The organism is uncultured Chloroflexus sp. (assembly GCF_937951745.1).
GTDB lineage: Bacteria > Chloroflexota > Chloroflexia > Chloroflexales > Chloroflexaceae > Chloroflexus.
The window spans coordinates 1-18,988 of the sequence record NZ_CALFBQ010000041.1; the positions used below are offsets into that span (position 1 = coordinate 1).

Here is an 18,988-nt window from a genome sequence, read left to right on the forward strand (position 1 = left end):
GATGCATGACGGATATCTGTTTACGTTAGGTATTTGCGGCAGCGCCGATGAAGATGATCCGGCGCCAGAGGTATTGAGCGCGCTGCTCGGCCAATTACCACCGGTGAAGCGGGCTGCATTTCTCGGCCCGTTGCCTTCCGGCCAACCCGACGCGCTGCTGGCCGATATCGTGGCCGATATGCGCGATGCGGAGTTAATCGTGATTGTCACGCCGGCCACCGTGCCGCAACTGCCGGCCCGCCTCAACGACCTGCTACGCGCCGCTTATGCCGCCGATCTGGCCGGACGCTACGCAGCATTGGTTGCAGTCGGACCGCATGCCGCCGCTGTGCTTAACGAATTGCGGGCTGCGGTTGCGACATGCGGTTTTACGCTTGCCGGTGCATTTGCGCTGACCAACGACACGCCGTTACCACACACCGGCATTCAAGCGGCGTATAAGGCCGCGCGCGCAGCCTTAGCGCCGCATGCGCTACCATAGTACGGGCAGAGCGCTGATCTGCCCGACGCCGTCTATCTTTACTACAAAGCCACTATGGTCACGCCTCGCATCCCAGCCAACAAAATCTGGATCGCCGATGAAGTCATCTACTATTTGTTAGCTCGTCCGGCACTCAGGCGCAGCTTCGATCACATCTGGTTCGCCCAATACGGTCCGCGCCCCGATCCGCAGCGAGGGCCGTACATCTTCTATCTGAACCATTCGGCGTGGTGGGATGGGTATATGATGATGCTCATTCACCGCGCGATTATGCAGCGGGCATTTGACAGTTATCTCATGATGGAAGAGCGGCAACTGCGCGCGTACCGCTTCTTTACGTGGTGCGGCGCTTTCTCGATTGAACGGCGCGATCCCGCCGAATCTCAGCGCGCGCAGATCTATGCCGCGAACCTATTGCGCGAACGGCGCGATCGGGCGCTCTACATCTTCCCGCAAGGCCGGATCGAAGCCAACGACTACCGCCCGCTGACCATCTACCCCGGCATTGCCCGCATCGCCGCGCTAGCTGGCGATGTCACCCTCTGCCCGATCGCACTGCGCTACGAATTTCTTGGTCAGCAATGGCCGCATGCCTTTGTACAAATCGGCCCGCCCCACCCGCCGGCCAGCCGTGAAGATATCGAAGCGATCCGCACCGATGTTGCTGCGCGGCTGACAGCGGCAGTTGACACGCTCCGCGCCGACGTTATCGAGCAGCGGCTAGGCCGATTCCAGCCACTGCTCAGCGGACGGTGGGGGATTGACCGCACGTGGGATACAGTTACGGGTTGGTTTCGGCGACACGACGCAGACGGCGGGCCAGCCGCGGCAGCAGCCAATCGCCTGCGAGCACGAGCATAATCAAGCCGCCGATCAGAGCCGGCAACACTTGGCCGCGGGCAAGATTAACGACCACGAACATTGTGAGGTTGGTTAAATACAACACCGGCGGTAGCCACGGCATAAAATGCTGCGGCGCATGGCTGTGGCGCGCCGCTTGCTGGCGCAACGCCAGCAACACCCACGATAAGATCAAGCTCGTCACCCACCACGCGATAAAGTTGGACGCAGGGATACCGTAGTAAAAACCGGTCTCGTCACTCGTCCAGACCCAATAGCGATTAATGTAGACGGCGAACGGCTCGATAGTTACGTCAAGCAGCAACGCAAACGACGCCGCCGTTAAGACGCGGGTCGGATTAAGCAGGCGATCGTCTACCGAACGGCCATCACGGTTGAGGATCCGCTCGGCGACGCCAACAGCGGCCACGACAATTAACAGCCATGCAAAGGGGATAGCCAGCGGCACCACGCCGAAGATTTGCGGTTGCAACACATCAGTGTACGAATAACTCCCGAAAGGAAAGCCGGTGGTTGCGCCAATGTGCTCAACCGCCCACGAGATGACTAGAATCAAGCCGGCTGCCAGCACCCCCCACCAGCGATAGCGCACGGTCAGCCACACGCCCATCAACGCGCCTTGCAAAATCAACAAGGCACCACCCATCCACGTGCCCCATACCGGCACCCGATCCAGCGCGACTAATACGATAGCGAACGGATAGATAAAGAGGTAAACGGCGAGCAGAAGAATAACACTGCGACGAAACTGTGGCAACAAAGATTGATCAGAAAGCATAGGGTAATATATTCCTGACAGACGGGTCATACCATTCGGCAGCCCCTATAGTTGATTATAAATTCGCTTTCATGGCCTGTCAAAGCCTATCAACGACCTAACTCCAGCATAACAAGCTCCAGCAGCAAATTGACAAAACTGTTATAGCGACAATCACAAACATGTGCTACACTAATATGGGACTAAAGTACTAATTCTACCAGCGCCGCCTCTACCTCTCATTCCTTGCAATGGCGCAGGATAAGCGACAGGGGGGGTGACCAATGACACACGCGCAAGTTAATGGCCATCCAGTGCGCATTCTCCTTGTAGAGGATGATAATAATATTGGGCGCATCATCGAATTTGCCATGCGGGGGCTTGGCATTCCATACGAATTCGTGTCGGTATTAAGCGCGGAAGAGGGCCTCGAACGCTGGAAGGAGCAGCCATTCGATGTGCTGATCACTGACTACAATTTGCGCGGCATGAGCGGAGTGCGCTTGATTAAAGAGTTGCACGCCCAAGGGTATTACCCGCCAACGCTGATCGTCACCGCCTACGACTCGGCTGAAGTGCGGAATGCAGCCGCTGAAGCGGCGGTCGATAGCTACATGACCAAGCCCTTTTTTATCGACGAATTGATCGAGCGAATTAAGCGACTGCTACCCTCGGCCCACATCGTCCACGAGCGCGTGATCAATGGGGATTGAGCCAATTCATCCGCTTCGTTACGACGAAGGTAACACGCAAGCAACGTTAGAGTAGCGCGCGGCAGGCACCTGCCGCACGCTGTGTTTCAGCCAGCCACGCTAATCTAACACCGCTGGCGTGCGATGCAACGGCAGCAAACCGGTTGCGGCCTGTTCCGGCGACGGCAACGCCGACTCAGCCGGTTTGTCGGAAGCGGCCAACAGCAACGCTCCCCGGGCTTGCAGTTCTTGCCCCAGCCGGAACAGCTCGCTGCTGAGGGCCAGCCGGCCATCGGCCATGCGCGCTGCAGTTGTCACCAATTCGGCGCGGCGGAATTGGGTAAACGGCGTCGGATCACCGGCTTCGATTCGTTCGATCAATTGCTTGCGCAGCGCCTGCAACTCAACCGGTACCTGTTGCGCTGCAATCAACAATTCGAGTAGCGTCGGCGACAAGCCGGCGGCCAATTGCACTTCAATCGCCGGCAAATCAAACACCTCGACCGTAGCGAAGAGGGCCAGCGCCACCGTATAGTCTTGATTGTCGAGGGTCAGACTGTGCCATTCCCGCCGGCACAACTCGGCATAATTCCGGCGAAACAAGCTGCGATCAAACTGGTCGCCCAATAACTCAGTGGCAACCATCAAGGCCGCCTCGGCCCGCGCATCATCAATCGCGCCATCTGACCGCCCGCGCGGGCCAAGGAGGGTCTTGTCAATATCGATCAGCACGGCGGTTTGCGCCCAATCCACCCCCCGTGCCGCTAGCTCCGCCGCCCACTGCTGCACCAAAGCCCAGCGGGTCGCCGTCGCTACCGCATCGGCCCACTCAAGGGTTGCCGGCGCTACTGGCCGGTCAACGCCGATAAAGCCATATGCAGTGATCGCGCCTAAGCTTTGCAAATGAACGGTCAAGAGCCGATCATTCTCGGTATCGCCAATCACAGCCACAGTCGTGAGCGGCGGGCCGTTGCGCAACGCCTGCGCCGCGCGGGCAAGAGCAAGAATCACGCGCGCATAGGCCACATCCCGCTTACGTGGCGTCACATTGGTCGGCAAGCCCAACACCGTGCGTAACGTGGCCAAGCCGGGCAAAGCAGGGTCGCACGGCTGCAAATCGCGATAGATTACATAATCGCCGGTGAGGTCGGCAATCGTTGCCCGCACATTCATAACCACCCCTGCGCATGCATCAGTTCGGCATTCAGAATCGACGCGCCCGCCGCACCCCGGATCGTATTGTGGCTCAGGGCAATCAACTTGATATCAAACAGCGAGCACGGACGGATCCGGCCCACGACCGTGGCCATACCCCGGCCAGCGTCGCGATCACGGCGTGGTTGCGGACGATCGGGTTCATCACGCACAATGATCGGCTGTTCAGGAGCAGTAGGCAAGCGCAGTTCTTGCGGCAAGCCGCGGAACTGGCGTAAGACGGCTGCCACTTCATCGGGAGTCGCCTTTTGTTCGAGTTCGATTGATAGGCAAACCAGATGACCTTCGAGCACCGGCACCCGATTACAGTGCGCGGAAGTGGCAAAACTCGCCGGCACAATCGTATCATCGCGCAACTGGCCAAGCATCTTTTGCGGTTCAATTTCGAGCTTTGGCTCTTCGCCGCCGATAAACGGGATGACATTATCGACAATATCGTAGCTAGGCACACCCGGATAGCCCGCGCCTGAGAGGGCCTGCATACTGACCAGCAGCATGCGGCGCACGCCAAAGGCATCGAGCAACGGACGCAACACCATCGTCGCCGGGGTTGACGTGCAGTTTGGGTTGGTCACAATCGCGCCTGACCAGCCGCGCCGGCGCCGTTGCACCGGGATGAGGTGCAGATGGTCGGGGTTCACTTCGGGGATCACCAGCGGCACATCAGGTTCCATGCGGTGGTTGGAGGCGTTGGAACAGACAATATGGCCGGCGGCGGCCAACCGTTGTTCAATTGGCCCGGCGACATTGCTGGGCAGAGCCGAGAAGACCAGTGGCGTCGGCAGATCAGCATCGGCATCAAGCACGGTCAGATCGGCCACCGCTGCCGGCATCGGCGTATCGAGCACCCACCGGCATACCTCGCGATATTTCTTGCCGGCGCTGCGTTCGCTACCGGTCAGCGCCACCACCTCAAAGAGCGGATGCCCTTCGAGCAATTGAATAAAGCGCTGGCCCACCGCGCCGGTGGCGCCCAGCACTGCAACCGGGATCGTAGCCATTCCGAGACCTCCTGTCACTAGAACTCAGTCGCTTTCATTATACTCAAAGACGAACGGTTGCATAAACAACTACTAATGGTTATTATTCGCCCACGTTTGTTGTAAAAAAAGCCGGTAAAAGAGTAGCATTTCAACCCATGATGGTGTATAATCTCTGTGAGATCTGAAACATTATTCATTTTTGCCTCGCTATTTGTGCTCCTCCCACGACGCAGGAGTCGTTATTTATTCCCTCAGCAACGCTGATCACTGTTGATCACGCAGGAAGGAGCAGCACTATGATCGATCCGCACGTCCAACGATTGTTAGAGCACGTGCTCGATACACCAACTAAGCTGCATTTACTCCTCATGTTTCATGAAAACCCTCGCAGCGAGCTATCGGCAGCCGCAATCGCCGAACGGCTCTTCCGCGATATTTGGAGCGTGCAACAGGCGCTCGACGAACTAGCCGCATCCGGATTCTTATCCGTAACCAACACGATGGGCGGCCAGCCGATCTACCGTTACACACCGCCGCCAGAATGGCACGAAGCGATCCGGCGGTTGGTGCGCAGCTACAATGATCCGCTCGAACGCGACCTGATCCAGCGCACCATTCGCGATCTTGCTGCGTTAGCCTCGTTCCGGCGCAACGAATTGGAACGGTTCGAGTTTGTCTGATGTTCCGTTGCGGCAACACGGCTGCTCTGGCGCGGGTATACCCCGCGCCATTGCTATGCTAACACAGATCTAACACAGCCTGTCTTGACGCTGGCGACAATGCTCTCTACAATCGAAAACAGACCCATGTGGCGGCAAACTCTGCGGCGCGAGGCAGGTGTATGAAGGACTATTATCAGGTGCTTGGCGTAAGCCGTTCGGCCAGCGATGAAGAGATTAAGCAAGCTTACCGGCGGCTAGCGCGCAAGTACCATCCCGATGTTAATCGGGGCGATCCGCAGGCCGAAGCCCGGTTTAAAGAGATTAACGAAGCCTATCAGGTACTGTCTGACAAAGATCAGCGCGCCAAATATGATCGGTTCGGCAGCGATTTTCGCCGCTATGAGCAAGCTGGGTATGGCGGGTTTGATTACGGCAACGCTACCGATGTCGCCGATCTATTTGAAACCCTCTTTGGCTCCCGGCGTTCTCCCGGCGGCGGGTTCAATGTCAGCCTTAACGGCCAAGATGTCGAGCAGAACGTCGAGTTGACGCTTGAAGAGGCCTACCACGGCACGCAACGCTCGTTGCAGTTTTCCAACCCCAACGGCACTCCGCGCACCATTACCGTTAAGATACCCCCCGGCATTGATACCGGCAAGCGGGTGCGTGTTCCCGGCGAAGGCGCACCCGGCCTGAACGGCGGTCGCCGCGGCGACCTGTATCTCGTGGTAACGGTCAAGCCGCATCCTCGCTTTGAGCGCAAAGGCAACGATCTGTACACAACCGTGCCGGTGAGCATGTACACGTTATTGCTGGGCGGGCAAATTCAGCTTCCATTGCTCTCTGGTAAAACGCTGAAGCTGGCCATTCCTGCGCAAACGCAAAATGGGCGGGTATTTCGCATCGCCGAACAGGGCATGCCGCTGATGGGCAGCCCGCGGTACGGCGACTTATACATCACCGTGAGCGCCGTTTTGCCGACCAATCTTTCCCCCAAAGCCCGCCAGTTGATCGAAGAGTTGCAGCGGCTCACTGGAAATCTAGCCGAGCAGCAATGATCCGGCGAGCCGGCTGATTTGGTACTTTCGCACAAAACCGCTTGACACGCTTGCCCAAAGTGCGGTATATTATTTGGTAATAATCCACGATAACAGTGCTGTTTAGCCGTACCGGGCGGTACAGTGGTCACACTCAACGATCGAGTGTGGCACTTTCCTGTATCTTCCATCTTTATCATTCGTAAATCGAACTGGATTGGCTTTGTCGCCGAGATGTGATCGCCGTCATTGTGCGGCGGTATCACTATCTCTACGGTAAATTGCAAAAGCGAGAGCGCGCTCGCCCTTCTCTCTCATCGTCGAGGAGCAGCGAGCGCGCTTTTGTCTTTTTCTGTACTTGGCATTCGTCTACTTTTAGTGAAGAGCAAGGAACGAGCGATGTACCTTCCTGCGCGAGACCCAGCCCGACTTTACGATCCGCGCTTTGAGCACGATGCTTGCGGTATCGGTTTCGTGGCCCGTGTGAATGGTCGGGAGAGCCACGATATTCTTGAGCTGGCCCTCATTGCATTGAGCCGCCTTGAACATCGCGGCGCAGTGGCTGATGATGCGCGCACCGGTGATGGCGCTGGCGTGCTGACTCAATTACCGCGCCGGCTCTTACGCCGTGAGCTGACCGCCGCTGGTATTAACGTCGCTGAGACTGATCTCGCGCTTGGCATGCTCTTCTTACCCGCAGATCCCGCCCAGTGCGCCGCCGCATGCGCGCTGATCGAGCAAGCACTGGCCGAACACCAGTTGCCGTTGCTGCGCTGGCGCGAGGTGCCGGTCGATCCCAATGTGCTCGGCGAGCGCGCGCGCAAGGCGATGCCGACGATCCGGCAGGTGATTGTTGGCCGCCCGCAAGGGCTTGATGATCGTGCCTTCGAGCGCACGATCTTTCTTGCCCGAAAGGCGATGGAGAAGTATTTCCGCCGCGCCGGTCTGCCGGCCTACGTCCCCTCCTTCTCGTCGCGCACGGTTGTTTACAAGGGGTTGCTGCTCGGTTCCCATTTAGCCGATTTCTACCTTGATCTGCGCGATCCTGATTTCACCACGGCGCTGGCCGTCTATCATCAGCGTTACAGCACCAACACCTTCCCAACGTGGGATCGGGCCCAGCCCTTCCGCATGCTCTCGCATAACGGCGAGATCAACACCTTGCAAGGCAATGTGAACTGGATGCGCGCCCGCGAGCAAGCGATCACGTTGCCCGACGATTTCTTGCCTAGTGGTGCGCCGCCAATGAGCGAACTGCTGCCAGTGATTGATGAGAGCGGTTCTGACTCGGCAATGCTGGATAATACGCTTGAGTTGCTGGTTATGGCCGGACGCGATATTCGCCATGCTACGGCGATGCTGGTACCGGAAGCGTGGGAAAAGGTGCAGGATATTGATCCCACTCTGCGCGCCTTCTACCAGTACCATGCCTGTCTGATCGAGCCGTGGGACGGCCCGGCGGCGCTAGCTTTCTCGGATGGCGTGATCGTGGGTACGTCGCTCGATCGCAACGGCTTGCGCCCGGCGCGCTATATCGTGACCGATGACGGCTTGGTCGTATCAGGATCGGAAGTCGGCGCGGTGCCGATCGCTGAAACGCGGATTGTCTGTAAAGGCAAACTCGGCCCCGGCCAGATGTTGGCTGTCGATACCGCTGCCGGACAGATTTACACCGATAGCGAGGTTAAAGCGCTGTTAGCTGCGCGCCAGCCCTACACCGAATGGCTGAACGAGCATTTGTGCTATCTCCCAGCCGAATTGCCCGCAATCGCCACTGACGAACCAGAAGACCTGCAACCGTTGCAGATGGCGTTTGGCTATACCTCCGAAGAGCTGAACGTGATCCTCAAGCCGATGGGAATGACCGGCCACGAACCGGTCGGCTCGATGGGTGACGATACACCGATCCCGCCCCTCTCACAGTGGGAATTGGGCCGCCCATTGTTCCACTTCTTCAAGCAGCGCTTCGCCGAAGTGACCAATCCGCCCATTGACCCGCTGCGCGAAGAGCTGGTGATGTCGCTCAGCGTCGGCATTGGCCGCCGCCGCTCGATCTTGCTCGAGACACCAGAGCATGCCCATCTGCTGCAACTGACATCGCCAATCCTGACCGATGCCCAGTTGCAGGCGATCCGTGCCCAAACCGATCCGCTGTTACGTTCGGAGACGATTAGCCTGCTCTTCCCGGCCCGCCAGATTATGGCCGAGAGTCTGCTCAAGGCGCTCGACCGGATCGGTGACGAGGCGGCGCAGGCGGTGCGCGATGGGGCGGCTATCGTAATCTTGAGCGATCGCGGGGTTGATGCCGATCACGCTGCATTACCCATCTTACTCGCCACCGGCGCTGTCCACCACCATTTGATCCGCACCGGCTTGCGCTCACGGGTGAGCTTGCTGGTCGAGACCGGCGAGGCGCGTGAAGTCCACCATATTGCCGCCTTGATCGGCTATGGGGCCGAGGCGATTAATCCCTATCTGGCGCTGGCCAGCGTGCGCCGGATCGCGGTCGAGCGCGAGGCGGTGCGCCAGCGCGCCGAGCATAGCCTCGACCACAAGCAGAGCGAGGCGCGCACCCATACGCTCGCGCTGGAAGCTGAAGAGCATTTTATCCACGCGCTCGAAAAGGGCTTGTTAAAGATTATGTCAAAGATGGGCATCTCGACCCTCGACAGCTACTGCGGCGCGCAGATCTTCGAGGCAGTTGGGTTGGCCCACGAGGTGATCGAGCGCTGTTTCACCGGCACGCCATCACGAGTCGGCGGCATTTCGTTCAATCGCATTGCCCGCGATCTGGCTGCCCGCCATGCCCGCGCCTTCCAGACCGGGAGGGTGACGTTGCCGCACCCCGGCTTGTACAAGTTTAAGAAGGATGGCGAATACCACGCCTTCAGTCCGGCAGTTGTGCATGCACTCCACAAAGCGGTGCGCAACCCGCATGCACTGAATGGCGACAGTACTGGGCCAGAGCTGAGTAGCGAGGGCTATGCTTCCTATCGCGCCTATGCCGAGCTCGTCAACAATCGGCCACCGGTCGAGCCGCGCGACCTGCTGGAGTTTGTGCCGGCTGGCCCGCCAGTGCCGATTGATGAGGTGGAGCCGATCGAGGCGATTGTGAAGCGGTTTTCAACTGCGGCGATGAGCCATGGCTCGACCAGCTCAGAGGCGCATGAGACGCTGTCGATCGCGATGAACCGGCTGGGAGGTATGGCCAACAGCGGCGAGGGTGGCGAAGCGCCGGAGCGCTACCACGACGAGCGCAACTCGCGGATCAAGCAGGTAGCGTCGGGCCGGTTTGGGGTCACGCCGGCTTATCTCGCCAGCGCCAGCGAGTTGCAGATCAAGATGGCGCAAGGGGCCAAGCCCGGCGAGGGTGGCCAGTTGCCCGGCCATAAGGTCAACGAAGAGATCGCGCGTATCCGCCATACCGTGCCCGGCGTCGCCCTGATCAGCCCGCCGCCGCACCACGATATCTACAGCATCGAGGATTTGGCCCAGTTGATCTATGACCTCAAGCAGGTGAATCCGAATGCGCGTGTTTCGGTCAAGTTGGTGGCAACGGCTGGCGTGGGAACGGTAGCGGCTGGTGTAGCTAAAGGGTATGCCGACACGATCTTAATCAGTGGTCACGCTGGCGGCACCGGCGCCTCGCCGCTCAGCAGCATCAAGAACGCTGGCATCCCGTGGGAGCTTGGGTTGGCAGAAACGCAGCAGACACTGATCCTCAACGGGTTGCGCGAGCGGGTACGGCTGCGCGTCGACGGCGGCCTCAAGACGGGGCGCGATGTGGTGATAGCGGCCTTGCTCGGCGCCGACGAGTTCTCATTCGGCACCGCTGCGCTGGTGGCCGAAGGATGTATTATGGCGCGGGCCTGTCACAACAACACCTGTCCGGTTGGGATCGCCACCCAACGCGGCGATCTGCGGGCCAAGTTCCCCGGCAAGCCAGAGATGGTGATGGCGTTCTTCCGCTACTTGGCCCAAGAGGTGCGCGAGATTCTCGCCAGCCTTGGCCTACGCTCGATTGAAGAAGCGGTTGGGCGCACCGACTTGCTGCGCCAGCGCCACACCGAGGTTGAAACCGCCGATCTGCTCGATATGACGCCGGTGTTGGGTGCGGCCAGCCTGATCGGGCGCGGCCCGATCCGCCACGGCGGCAAACCAAACGCACTGCCGCCGGAAGAGAGCCTCAACGACCGGATTATGCGCGATGCCGCCAGCGCGCTCGAAGCCAGCGGCCCGGTACGCTTACAGTACCAGATCAATAACTGCGACCGTTCAGTCGGTGCGCGCTTGGCCGGCGCAATCGGGCATCTGTACGGCGACAAAGGTTTGCCGCCCAATACGATTACGATCACGTTCCACGGCCACGCCGGCCAAAGCTTCGGCGTCTTCAATGCGCCGGGGGTAACACTGCGGCTGATTGGCGACGCGAACGACTATGTCGGCAAGGGAATGGCCGGTGGGTTGATCACCATCGCTCCGCCGCCAGACGCGCAATACGTCTGGCACGAGAATGTGATCGCCGGCAATACGTTGCTGTACGGCGCCACCGGCGGCGAACTGTACGCAGCAGGACGAGTCGGCGAACGCTTTGCGGTACGCAATTCCGGCGCAACGGCAGTGGTGGAAGGCATCGGGGATCACGGCTGCGAATATATGACCGGTGGCACGGTGGTTGTGCTCGGCCCGACCGGGCGTAACTTCGGTGCCGGTATGACCGGCGGCGTGGCTTATGTGCTCGACGAACACGGCACGTTTGGCCGGCGTTATAACCCGCAGTTGATTGAACTGCGCCCACTCAGTGATCGCGATGAGATGCGGTTGCGCGACCTCATTCGCCGTCACGTCGAGCTGACCAAGAGTCCGCGCGGTAGTGAGATTCTGGCCCGCTGGGATCGTTATCGTAATCTCTTCCTCACCGTACGGCCACGCGATGCCGTGGCCCAACTTGAAGCCGCTGCCGAAGGCACCGAAGAGCCAGCCAAAGTGCATGCAGCGTAACCGGCACGCAGCACCGGCAGATGGGACAAAAATTCTGTCCCATCTGTCAGCTTTTTATCAGCTTGCAGACTAGCCGGGTCATGGTAAGATAGGGCGCTGCGTCATAACAGCATCGGGCAACTATCACCTTGCCTGATACAGTAGTATCGTCGCTACCATTTCGTGATTAGCAATGGAGAAGAGCCAAGTATGCTCTGGATCAGCTTGATAGCACTGATGGTTCTGATTGCGGCTTCACCGGGGATTATGCTCTACTTTGAACATCGGCAGGCAGGTGCCATCCAGTTTGAGCAAGCCGGAGACACACCCTCGTATCAGCACGATGCTTCTTAAGCTGATGCAGCAAGTGACGACCACTCCACGTTCGGCGCGGTTGGGCAGGCACACAGGCTTGCACATGATAGAACACCCACCGGCACAAGAGAAGCAACCTCCAACCACCCGCCAGCGGTTGCATCACCGACGACGCTGGACGATGGTTGGTTTATTTTTGGTGGATCAAGCGCTGATCTTCGTCGGTTTTGCGATAGCCTACATCTTGCGCTATCAAGTACTCTGGCCACCGCCATTTGACCAGATCATCGCTGAAGTGGCGATTGAAAATCAGGTGCCGTTCAGCGCGTTCTTACCTATCGTCTTCATGCTGCAACTGCTGCTGGGGCTGCACTTCATCATGCGCGGCTTCTACCGCTCAAGCCGGCGGATGACGTTGCTCGATGAAGCTGAAGCCATTGCTGGCAGCGTGATCACGATGATCGCGCTGGTTATGGTGGTCGTCTTTCTCTACCGGCCATTCTTTTATTCACGGCTCATCTTCGCGTTTGCCGCCATCACCATGATTGGGTTACTCCTGAGTTGGCGGCTCTTGCTGATCGGTATCCGGCACTGGTTTTGGTCGCGTGGTTTGGGCCGCGAACGAGTGTTGGTGGTAGGCGGTACCGGGTTGGGCCAATTGGTAATGCACGCGCTGACTGCATCACCGGGTGTCGGTTATACCCTCGCCGGTTATCTGAGCGAGCAACCAATCATCGCTGGTAATCGCGCGCGCGTGTTTCAACATCTTGGCGATCTTGACGATCTCGAGCAAGTTATCGAACAACAACAGATCCAGCAGGTCATCATTGCCTTGCCGTTTTGGAACTACGATCGCTTACCCGAATTAGCCGCGCGTTGCCACCAATTGGGCGTTGAATATCAAATCGCACCGGATATTTATCAATTGAGCTTTGACCGGGTTGATATTATGCATCTGAGCGGCGTGCCGCTGCTGCAACCAAAAGAGATTCAATTGCATGGCCTGAATCTGGCGCTCAAGCGCACCTTTGATTTGGCAGCAGTATTGCTGAGTCTGCCGCTCACGCTGCCGCTGGCCGCAATTATTGCGCTCTTGATCTGGATTGACTCGGGCCGGCCGGTGATCTTTCGTCAACAACGAGTCGGCAAGCATGGTCACCTATTCACCTGCTACAAATTCCGCACAATGGTTCCCGACGCCGAGCAGCGCCGTCAAGAGTTGTTGATGCACAATGAAGCTGATGGGCCACTTTTCAAGATCCGCGATGACCCCCGCGTAACGCGGGTGGGGCGTTGGTTACGGCGCACCAGCCTCGACGAGTTGCCACAATTGTGGAATGTGCTGCGCGGCGAGATGAGTTTGATCGGCCCCCGACCGGCGTTGCCCGAAGAGGTCGCACGCTACGAACCATGGCACCATCGCCGGCTGGAAGTGCAACCGGGGTTGGCATGCTTACCGCAGGCACTGGGACGGAGCGAAATTTCATTTGACGAGCAGGTTCGGCTTGATATTTACTACGCCGAAAACTGGTCATTGAGCCTTGACCTGCGCATCCTCATGATGGTTATTCCAGCGATTTTGTCTGGCCGCGGCGCGTGGTGATGCAGTTCCCAATGATGGCACAACGAGATTGGTCGCGTTGGCTGTGGCTGGCGGGTGCGATTGCGATCGGCGCTGGCTTAGCTGTTCTGCCGCCCTTCCTTGCAGTGAGTTGGCTGCTAGGGCTGGTTGGGTTGGGGCTTGCTGTCAGTGATCCGATCTGGCCAGTAGCGTTAGCCGTTCTCTCCGTTCCCTTTCAACAACTAGTGATGCTGCCCGGCGGCGTCAGCGTTACCCAGTTTTGCTTTGGACTGGTTGCGTTGAGCCTGTTGTGGCACACACGCCAGCGTTGGCCAATGCTGGGGATACCGGGCATTACCTTAGCGATCTTCATTTGGACACTGGCGCTCGCCGCTGCATTAACCCCGCTGAGCCGCAGTGAAGGCTTGAAAGAGACATTGCGTTGGGGTACTGTGCTGCTCATCTACCTCGCCGCAGGGTGGGCCTTGCAAGACCCGGCCCACGCGCAATGGCGCCGGGCCGTCCTCGCATCCTGCTTGCTAGCTGCGCCAGCGATCACCGGCCTGATCGGCATCGGCCAATACCTGACTGGCATCGGCCCGGAAAGCTTCGCGATTGGTGGCGGACGAATGCGCGCGTATGGCACCATCGGCCAGCCCAACTCGTTCGCCGGCTACCTTAATCAAGCATGGCCATTGGCTGCCGGAATGGGCTTAGCCCTGATCGAAACGCGACGCTGGCACAAATATCACTGGTGGCTGATCCTCGGTGCGATTGCCCTTGCCGGGGCTTGTTTGCTCGGCGGGTTGCTGGCTAGCTTCTCGCGCGGCGGCTGGATCGGGGCGTTAGTCGGGGCGTTGACGTTAGGCATTGCGTTTGCCAGACGGTACGGACGCCGGATAGGAGGGCGGATTGGCGCGGCTGCGCTCATCGCTGGCCTTGGGGGTCTCTTGCTGCTCAATAGTGGCTTCATACCGGCAGCACTCAGCAGTCGCGTCACTTCCATCCTTGCAAACCTGCGCCCCTTCGACACTCGCGGCGTCGAAATCACCCCGGCCAATTTTGCCGTGGTTGAGCGCATGGCCCATCTACAAGCGGCGTGGCACATGATTCAAGAGCGCCCGTTGTTCGGGGTGGGACCGGGCAATTTCAGTATCGCCTATGAACGGCTGGTGTACAGCGGGCAAACACCAACATGGATCAAACCGTGGTATGATTCACGTGGCCATGCTCACAACTATTATCTCCACGTTGCGGCTGAAAGCGGATTGATCGGCGCGCTCGCCTATCTTCTTTGGCTCGGCAGTGTCTGGTATATTGCCATTGGCGCGATCCGGCGGGCGCATGATTGGCCAACGCGCGGCATCGCGCTTGGCGGGATAGGCGTTATTGGGGCGCTGAGCGGTCACAATCTCTTTGAAAATCTGCACGTCTTGAATATGGGAGTACAGCTTGGCGCCGTGATTGCGCTGCTGGCAACCATCACCGCCGAGCCTGCTTCCCAGCCACTTGATAACGAGGATGTATGACGTATCTTGTCACTGGCGCAGCCGGATTTATTGGCAGCCATCTGGTCGATCACCTGCTGGCGCGCGGCGAACAGGTGATCGGTCTTGACAATTTGGTTGATTACTACAGCCCAGCGCGCAAGCGACGCAATCTGGCGCAGGCGCTGCAACAACCGGGGTTCACCTTCATCGAGGGCGATATTCGGGATAGCGAAACCGTAGCGGCGATCTTTGCTCGCTACCGACCGCGCTATGTCGCCCATCTCGCCGCAATGCCCGGCCCCCGGCCATCGATCGCCAATCCGGTGTTGTATGAAGCGGTGAATGTAGGCGGCACGCTGGTGATGTTGGAACAAGCGCGCCGTGCCGAGGTCGAGAACATGGTGATCGCCTCGACCTCATCGGTCTATGGCAAGACTGATCGCATCCCCTTCCGCGAAGACGACCCCACCGACCGGCCACTGTCGCCATACGCGGCGACCAAGAAGGCGGCTGAAGTGCTGGCTTACACTTTTCACAGCCTGTACGGGTTCCCGATCAGCGTTGTCCGCTTCTTTACTGTCTATGGCCCACGTGGCCGGCCCGATATGACGCCGTACCTGTTTGTCGAGCGCATGGTGCGTGGGCAGCCAATTACCCTCTTCAATGGCGGTGAAAACCTGTTTCGCGATTACACCTACATTGACGACATCATTGCCGGTGTTATCAATGCGCTCGACCGCCCACGAGCTTACGAAATTTTCAACCTCGGCCATTCGCAGCCGGTTGAACTGCGGCGCTTTGTCAGCTTGCTCGAACACATTACCGGCTATCCGGCCCAGATCGAGATCAAACCGTTGCCGGCGACTGAACCACCGATCACCTACGCTGATACGACAAAAGCTGGCCAGCTCCTCGACTTTGCGCCAACGGTGGCAATTGAAGAAGGCGTGGAACGCTTCTGGGCATGGTATTGCGCAGAGATCGAACGTTAACTTATTGATATTTGCATCTACGTCATAGGATCGAGTAGGATTATGCCAGATAGCGAACCAGCAACCGTAACGAATCACGGGAAGGCACAGATACCTATGACCGATCAACCATCATCGGTTGAGATACCGGCCACGGAACGCGGAGCACGTGGTGAAGAGCGCAGCAGCTTTTCGCTCGGCCAGCGGTTGCGCCAACCACGCACGCTGATCTCGTTTGGGATTGCGATTGCAATCGTTGCGTTTGCTGTGCGCAGTCTTGATATTGACATCGCCACGACGTGGCAATATATGCGCTCAGCCAACCCGATCCTGCTTGGATTGGGATTGGTGGTGTTTTACATGACATTCCCGCTGCGCGCGTTGCGGTGGCGGATGCTATTGGCCAACGCTGGGGTACCGATCCAAGCGGGCCGGGGCAGTTGGGCGTCGTTGCCGGCGCTGATTGAGTACATCTATTTGTCGTGGTTTGCCAATTGTATTGTGCCGGCTAAGCTTGGTGATGCGTATCGGGGCTATTTGCTCAAGCATAACGGCAATGTCTCATTTTCGGCCACCTTTGGCACGATCTTCGCCGAGCGGCTGCTCGATATGATTGGCTTGTTCGGCTTACTGGTGCTTTCCGGCTACCTCACTTTTGGCGCGCAGATGCCTGAAGGTACGCAAATCGTCTTTCTCTTCGGCGGCTTGCTCGTGGTTGTCATTGTTAGCGGACTGGCCGGCATGCGTTGGCTGGGGCCACAGATCCGCTGGTTTATTCCGCGCCGGCTGCACAATGTCTACGGCAATTTCGAGCAATCGGCCCTAAAGTCGTTTACACCGGCCATTTTGCCGCGGCTATTCGCCTTTACCGGCGCGATCTGGCTGCTGGAGGGATTCCGGCTCTGGTTTGTCATCCAGTCGCTCAATCACACCGGTCTCAACCTGACGCTGGCGGCGATTATCTTTGTCGCCCTTGCCTCATCGCTCTTAACGGCATTACCAATTACCCCAGCTGGCTTGGGGGTGGTGGAAGGCACCATCACCGCGGTACTGACCCTCTTCGGCATCGCCGCTAGTCTGGGTGGCGCCGTGACCTTGCTCGACCGGCTGATCAATTTCTGGAGCATCGTCGTCTTTGGCTTTATCCTCTACTTGTTCAGTCGGCGGAAGTAGCGATGCGGATCGGGATCGATGTTACAGCGGGGATGTGGCAGGGGGCCGGCATTGGCCGGTATACGCGCGAACTGGTGCGCGCGGCGGCGCAGGCAGGGCCAGATCTCGCCTTCCACCTCTTTTATGCCGCTGGCGGGCTTGATCCGCAGAGTCCTTTTGCCCGCTATGCCCACGAATTAGCTGCGACTTACCCAAACATCACCTTACGGCCCATCCCGATCAGCCCGCGCCTGTTGACGATCCTCTGGCAACGGCTGCGATTGCCGATCCGGGTCGAGTGGCTGATCGGACCGATCGATGTGGTGCATGCGCCAGATTTTGTCTTGCCGCCAACCCAAGCCCGCACGCTGCTCACCATCCACGATTTGACCTTTCTGGTCGAACCAGCCTGCGCCGAACCAACGTTGCGCCGCTATTTGAGCGCAGCAGTGCCGCGTTCGTTACAGCGCGCCGACTTAATCGTGGTCGACTCGAAAGCAACAGCGAACGATTTAGGCCGGCTGTATGGCATTCTCAGCCGGCGCGTCCGCCTGCTCTATCCGGCAGTGGATGAACGGTTCCGACCAATGCAAGCGGCTGAGACGGCTCCGGTTCGCGAGCGGCTGCGCTTGCCCGATCGCTTCTTACTCTTTGTCGGCACGCTCGAACCGCGCAAGAATCTCGTGCGTCTGTTGCAGGCATTCACGCTCGTAGCCGTTGACAACCCCGACCTAAACCTCGTGATTGCCGGACGGCGTGGTTGGTTATACGACGAGATTTTTGCCGCAGTTGAGCGCTCTAACGCGCGTGAGCGCGTTCACTTCCTCGATTTTGTTGCCGATGACGATCTGCCGGCATTGTATAATCTAGCTGAAGCCTTCGTTTATCCGTCATTGTACGAAGGGTTTGGTTTTCCGGTTCTCGAAGCGTTGGCCTGCGGCACCCCGGTTATCACTGCTAAGGTAGCAAGTTTGCCTGAGGTGGCCGGATCAGCCGCGATCATGGTCGATCCGTTAGAGGTCGAAGATATTGCTGCCGGTATCCGTGCTGTGCTCGCTAATCCGACGCCGCTCCGCGCCGCCGGGCCACCGCAGGCCGCTACCTTTCGCTGGGAACAGACCGGACAGGCGCTGGTAGCAATCTACCGTGAGCTAGCGGCAAAAGCCGCTGCCACTTGAGGATGATGAGCATGATGCAACCAAACGATCTGACTGCAGAAGCTCTTAGCCGCGGCGCATTACCGGGGCGCGGCTATGCGATAGCCCGGCGCATTTCGCAAATTCTGCACCCCGTGCCGCTGAGTATTGTCAGTATTTTTATCGTCGGCGTGCTTGGCAGCGACAACCGGGTGAGCGGGTTGTGGTGGTCGATTGTGTGTGCGTTATTGCACGTGGTGCCGCCGACCATCTTTTTCAATATTCGCCTGCGCCAAGGCGCGTATAGCGATGACGATATTTCGGTGCGCACCCAACGCAATGAACTCTACTTGTTTGGCATGGTGAATGTGCTGGTAGGCACGGCCATCTTGTGGGCGATGAACGCACCGTTGCCGTTGTTGGCAATGCTGGTATCGGTAGCGGTGATGAATGCGATCTCGTTTGTCATTAATCTGTTTTGGAAGATTAGCATTCACTCGGCCAGCATTGGATCGTGCGCTACGCTGGCCAGCATCTACTTGCCAGCGCTCGGCGGCATTTGCTGGGCGGCGGCTATTGTGTTGGGATGGGCACGGTTGCGCACCCGCAATCACACCTTGATGCAGGTGATCGCCGGAATGAGTTTGGCGGTGGTTTGTGTATTGGTCGTGTTCCGGCTGTTTGGGTTGGTGTAA

The 18,988-nt window shown here is 58.6% G+C and carries 16 protein-coding genes; 13 read left to right on the forward strand and 3 right to left on the reverse strand.

Annotated features, from left to right (window positions below; genetic code table 11):
• Positions 1-481: NAD(P)H-dependent oxidoreductase (locus Q1A59_RS10110; protein ID WP_298406711.1), on the forward strand; the 481-nt coding region annotated here is incomplete at its 5' end.
• Between the two features lie 54 nt (positions 482-535).
• Positions 536-1,342, forward strand: coding sequence for a lysophospholipid acyltransferase family protein (locus tag Q1A59_RS10115; protein WP_298406709.1), 807 nt, complete (start codon positions 536-538; stop codon positions 1,340-1,342).
• On the opposite strand, the gene Q1A59_RS10120 is transcribed toward Q1A59_RS10115, so the two are convergent.
• Positions 1,263-2,120, reverse strand: coding sequence for a carotenoid biosynthesis protein (locus Q1A59_RS10120; RefSeq protein WP_298406707.1), 858 nt, complete (start codon positions 2,118-2,120; stop codon positions 1,263-1,265). The genes Q1A59_RS10115 and Q1A59_RS10120 overlap by 80 nt on opposite strands.
• A gap of 263 nt (positions 2,121-2,383) precedes the next feature.
• On the opposite strand from Q1A59_RS10120, the gene Q1A59_RS10125 reads away from it, so the two are divergent.
• Positions 2,384-2,812, forward strand: coding sequence for a response regulator (locus Q1A59_RS10125; RefSeq protein WP_298406705.1), 429 nt, complete (start codon positions 2,384-2,386; stop codon positions 2,810-2,812).
• Between the two features lie 99 nt (positions 2,813-2,911).
• Here the strand turns inward: Q1A59_RS10125 and Q1A59_RS10130 are convergent, their stop codons facing one another.
• Complete coding sequence (locus Q1A59_RS10130) at positions 2,912-3,964, reverse strand: hypothetical protein (RefSeq protein ID WP_298406704.1); 1,053 nt, start codon at positions 3,962-3,964, stop codon at positions 2,912-2,914.
• Positions 3,961-5,007 (reverse strand): aspartate-semialdehyde dehydrogenase, encoded by a 1,047-nt coding sequence (gene asd, locus Q1A59_RS10135; RefSeq protein WP_298406703.1) that lies wholly within the window; start codon positions 5,005-5,007, stop codon positions 3,961-3,963. Before asd ends, Q1A59_RS10130 begins: the two co-directional genes overlap by 4 nt.
• 278 nt (positions 5,008-5,285) lie before the next feature.
• On the opposite strand from asd, the gene Q1A59_RS10140 reads away from it, so the two are divergent.
• The 10 genes from Q1A59_RS10140 (at position 5,286) to Q1A59_RS10185 (ending at position 18,988) form a co-directional block, all read left to right on the forward strand.
• Positions 5,286-5,669, forward strand: coding sequence for a hypothetical protein (locus Q1A59_RS10140; RefSeq protein ID WP_298406701.1), 384 nt, complete (start codon positions 5,286-5,288; stop codon positions 5,667-5,669).
• Positions 5,670-5,830: 161 nt separating this feature from the next.
• The gene (locus Q1A59_RS10145) at positions 5,831-6,709 is read left to right on the forward strand and encodes a J domain-containing protein (RefSeq protein ID WP_298406699.1); all 879 of its coding nucleotides are present in this window, start codon (positions 5,831-5,833) and stop codon (positions 6,707-6,709) included.
• A gap of 378 nt (positions 6,710-7,087) precedes the next feature.
• Complete coding sequence (gltB, locus tag Q1A59_RS10150; protein ID WP_298406697.1) at positions 7,088-11,689, forward strand: glutamate synthase large subunit; 4,602 nt, start codon at positions 7,088-7,090, stop codon at positions 11,687-11,689.
• Positions 11,690-11,878: 189 nt separating this feature from the next.
• Positions 11,879-12,022: a hypothetical protein gene (locus Q1A59_RS10155; protein WP_298406695.1), complete on the forward strand. Its 144-nt coding sequence runs from the start codon at positions 11,879-11,881 to the stop codon at positions 12,020-12,022.
• Between the two features lie 64 nt (positions 12,023-12,086).
• Complete coding sequence (locus Q1A59_RS10160; protein WP_298406693.1) at positions 12,087-13,586, forward strand: sugar transferase; 1,500 nt, start codon at positions 12,087-12,089, stop codon at positions 13,584-13,586.
• An 11-nt stretch (positions 13,587-13,597) separates the two neighbouring features.
• Positions 13,598-15,073, forward strand: a complete 1,476-nt coding sequence (locus tag Q1A59_RS10165; RefSeq protein WP_299644938.1) for an O-antigen ligase — start codon at positions 13,598-13,600, stop codon at positions 15,071-15,073.
• Entirely contained in the window at positions 15,070-16,026 is a 957-nt protein-coding gene (locus Q1A59_RS10170) for a GDP-mannose 4,6-dehydratase (protein ID WP_298406688.1), read from the forward strand. The genes Q1A59_RS10165 and Q1A59_RS10170 overlap by 4 nt, the downstream gene beginning before the upstream one ends.
• Positions 16,027-16,122: 96 nt before the next feature.
• Positions 16,123-17,178: a lysylphosphatidylglycerol synthase transmembrane domain-containing protein gene (locus Q1A59_RS10175; RefSeq protein WP_298406686.1), complete on the forward strand. Its 1,056-nt coding sequence runs from the start codon at positions 16,123-16,125 to the stop codon at positions 17,176-17,178.
• A gap of 2 nt (positions 17,179-17,180) precedes the next feature.
• Positions 17,181-18,335, forward strand: coding sequence for a glycosyltransferase family 1 protein (locus Q1A59_RS10180; protein WP_298406684.1), 1,155 nt, complete (start codon positions 17,181-17,183; stop codon positions 18,333-18,335).
• Positions 18,336-18,346: 11 nt separating this feature from the next.
• Positions 18,347-18,988, forward strand: coding sequence for a phosphatase PAP2 family protein (locus Q1A59_RS10185; RefSeq protein ID WP_299644939.1), 642 nt, complete (start codon positions 18,347-18,349; stop codon positions 18,986-18,988).

Coding starts and splice junctions, on each gene's coding strand:
- Q1A59_RS10115 (WP_298406709.1), top strand. CDS start 536: ATGGTCACGCCTCGCATCCCAGCCAACAAAATCTGGATCGCCGATGAA.
- Q1A59_RS10120 (WP_298406707.1), bottom strand. CDS start 2,120: ATGCTTTCTGATCAATCTTTGTTGCCACAGTTTCGTCGCAGTGTTATT.
- Q1A59_RS10125 (WP_298406705.1), top strand. CDS start 2,384: ATGACACACGCGCAAGTTAATGGCCATCCAGTGCGCATTCTCCTTGTA.
- Q1A59_RS10130 (WP_298406704.1), bottom strand. CDS start 3,964: ATGAATGTGCGGGCAACGATTGCCGACCTCACCGGCGATTATGTAATC.
- asd (WP_298406703.1), bottom strand. CDS start 5,007: ATGGCTACGATCCCGGTTGCAGTGCTGGGCGCCACCGGCGCGGTGGGC.
- Q1A59_RS10140 (WP_298406701.1), top strand. CDS start 5,286: ATGATCGATCCGCACGTCCAACGATTGTTAGAGCACGTGCTCGATACA.
- Q1A59_RS10145 (WP_298406699.1), top strand. CDS start 5,831: ATGAAGGACTATTATCAGGTGCTTGGCGTAAGCCGTTCGGCCAGCGAT.
- gltB (WP_298406697.1), top strand. CDS start 7,088: ATGTACCTTCCTGCGCGAGACCCAGCCCGACTTTACGATCCGCGCTTT.
- Q1A59_RS10155 (WP_298406695.1), top strand. CDS start 11,879: ATGCTCTGGATCAGCTTGATAGCACTGATGGTTCTGATTGCGGCTTCA.
- Q1A59_RS10160 (WP_298406693.1), top strand. CDS start 12,087: ATGATAGAACACCCACCGGCACAAGAGAAGCAACCTCCAACCACCCGC.
- Q1A59_RS10165 (WP_299644938.1), top strand. CDS start 13,598: ATGATGGCACAACGAGATTGGTCGCGTTGGCTGTGGCTGGCGGGTGCG.
- Q1A59_RS10170 (WP_298406688.1), top strand. CDS start 15,070: ATGACGTATCTTGTCACTGGCGCAGCCGGATTTATTGGCAGCCATCTG.
- Q1A59_RS10175 (WP_298406686.1), top strand. CDS start 16,123: ATGACCGATCAACCATCATCGGTTGAGATACCGGCCACGGAACGCGGA.
- Q1A59_RS10180 (WP_298406684.1), top strand. CDS start 17,181: ATGCGGATCGGGATCGATGTTACAGCGGGGATGTGGCAGGGGGCCGGC.
- Q1A59_RS10185 (WP_299644939.1), top strand. CDS start 18,347: ATGATGCAACCAAACGATCTGACTGCAGAAGCTCTTAGCCGCGGCGCA.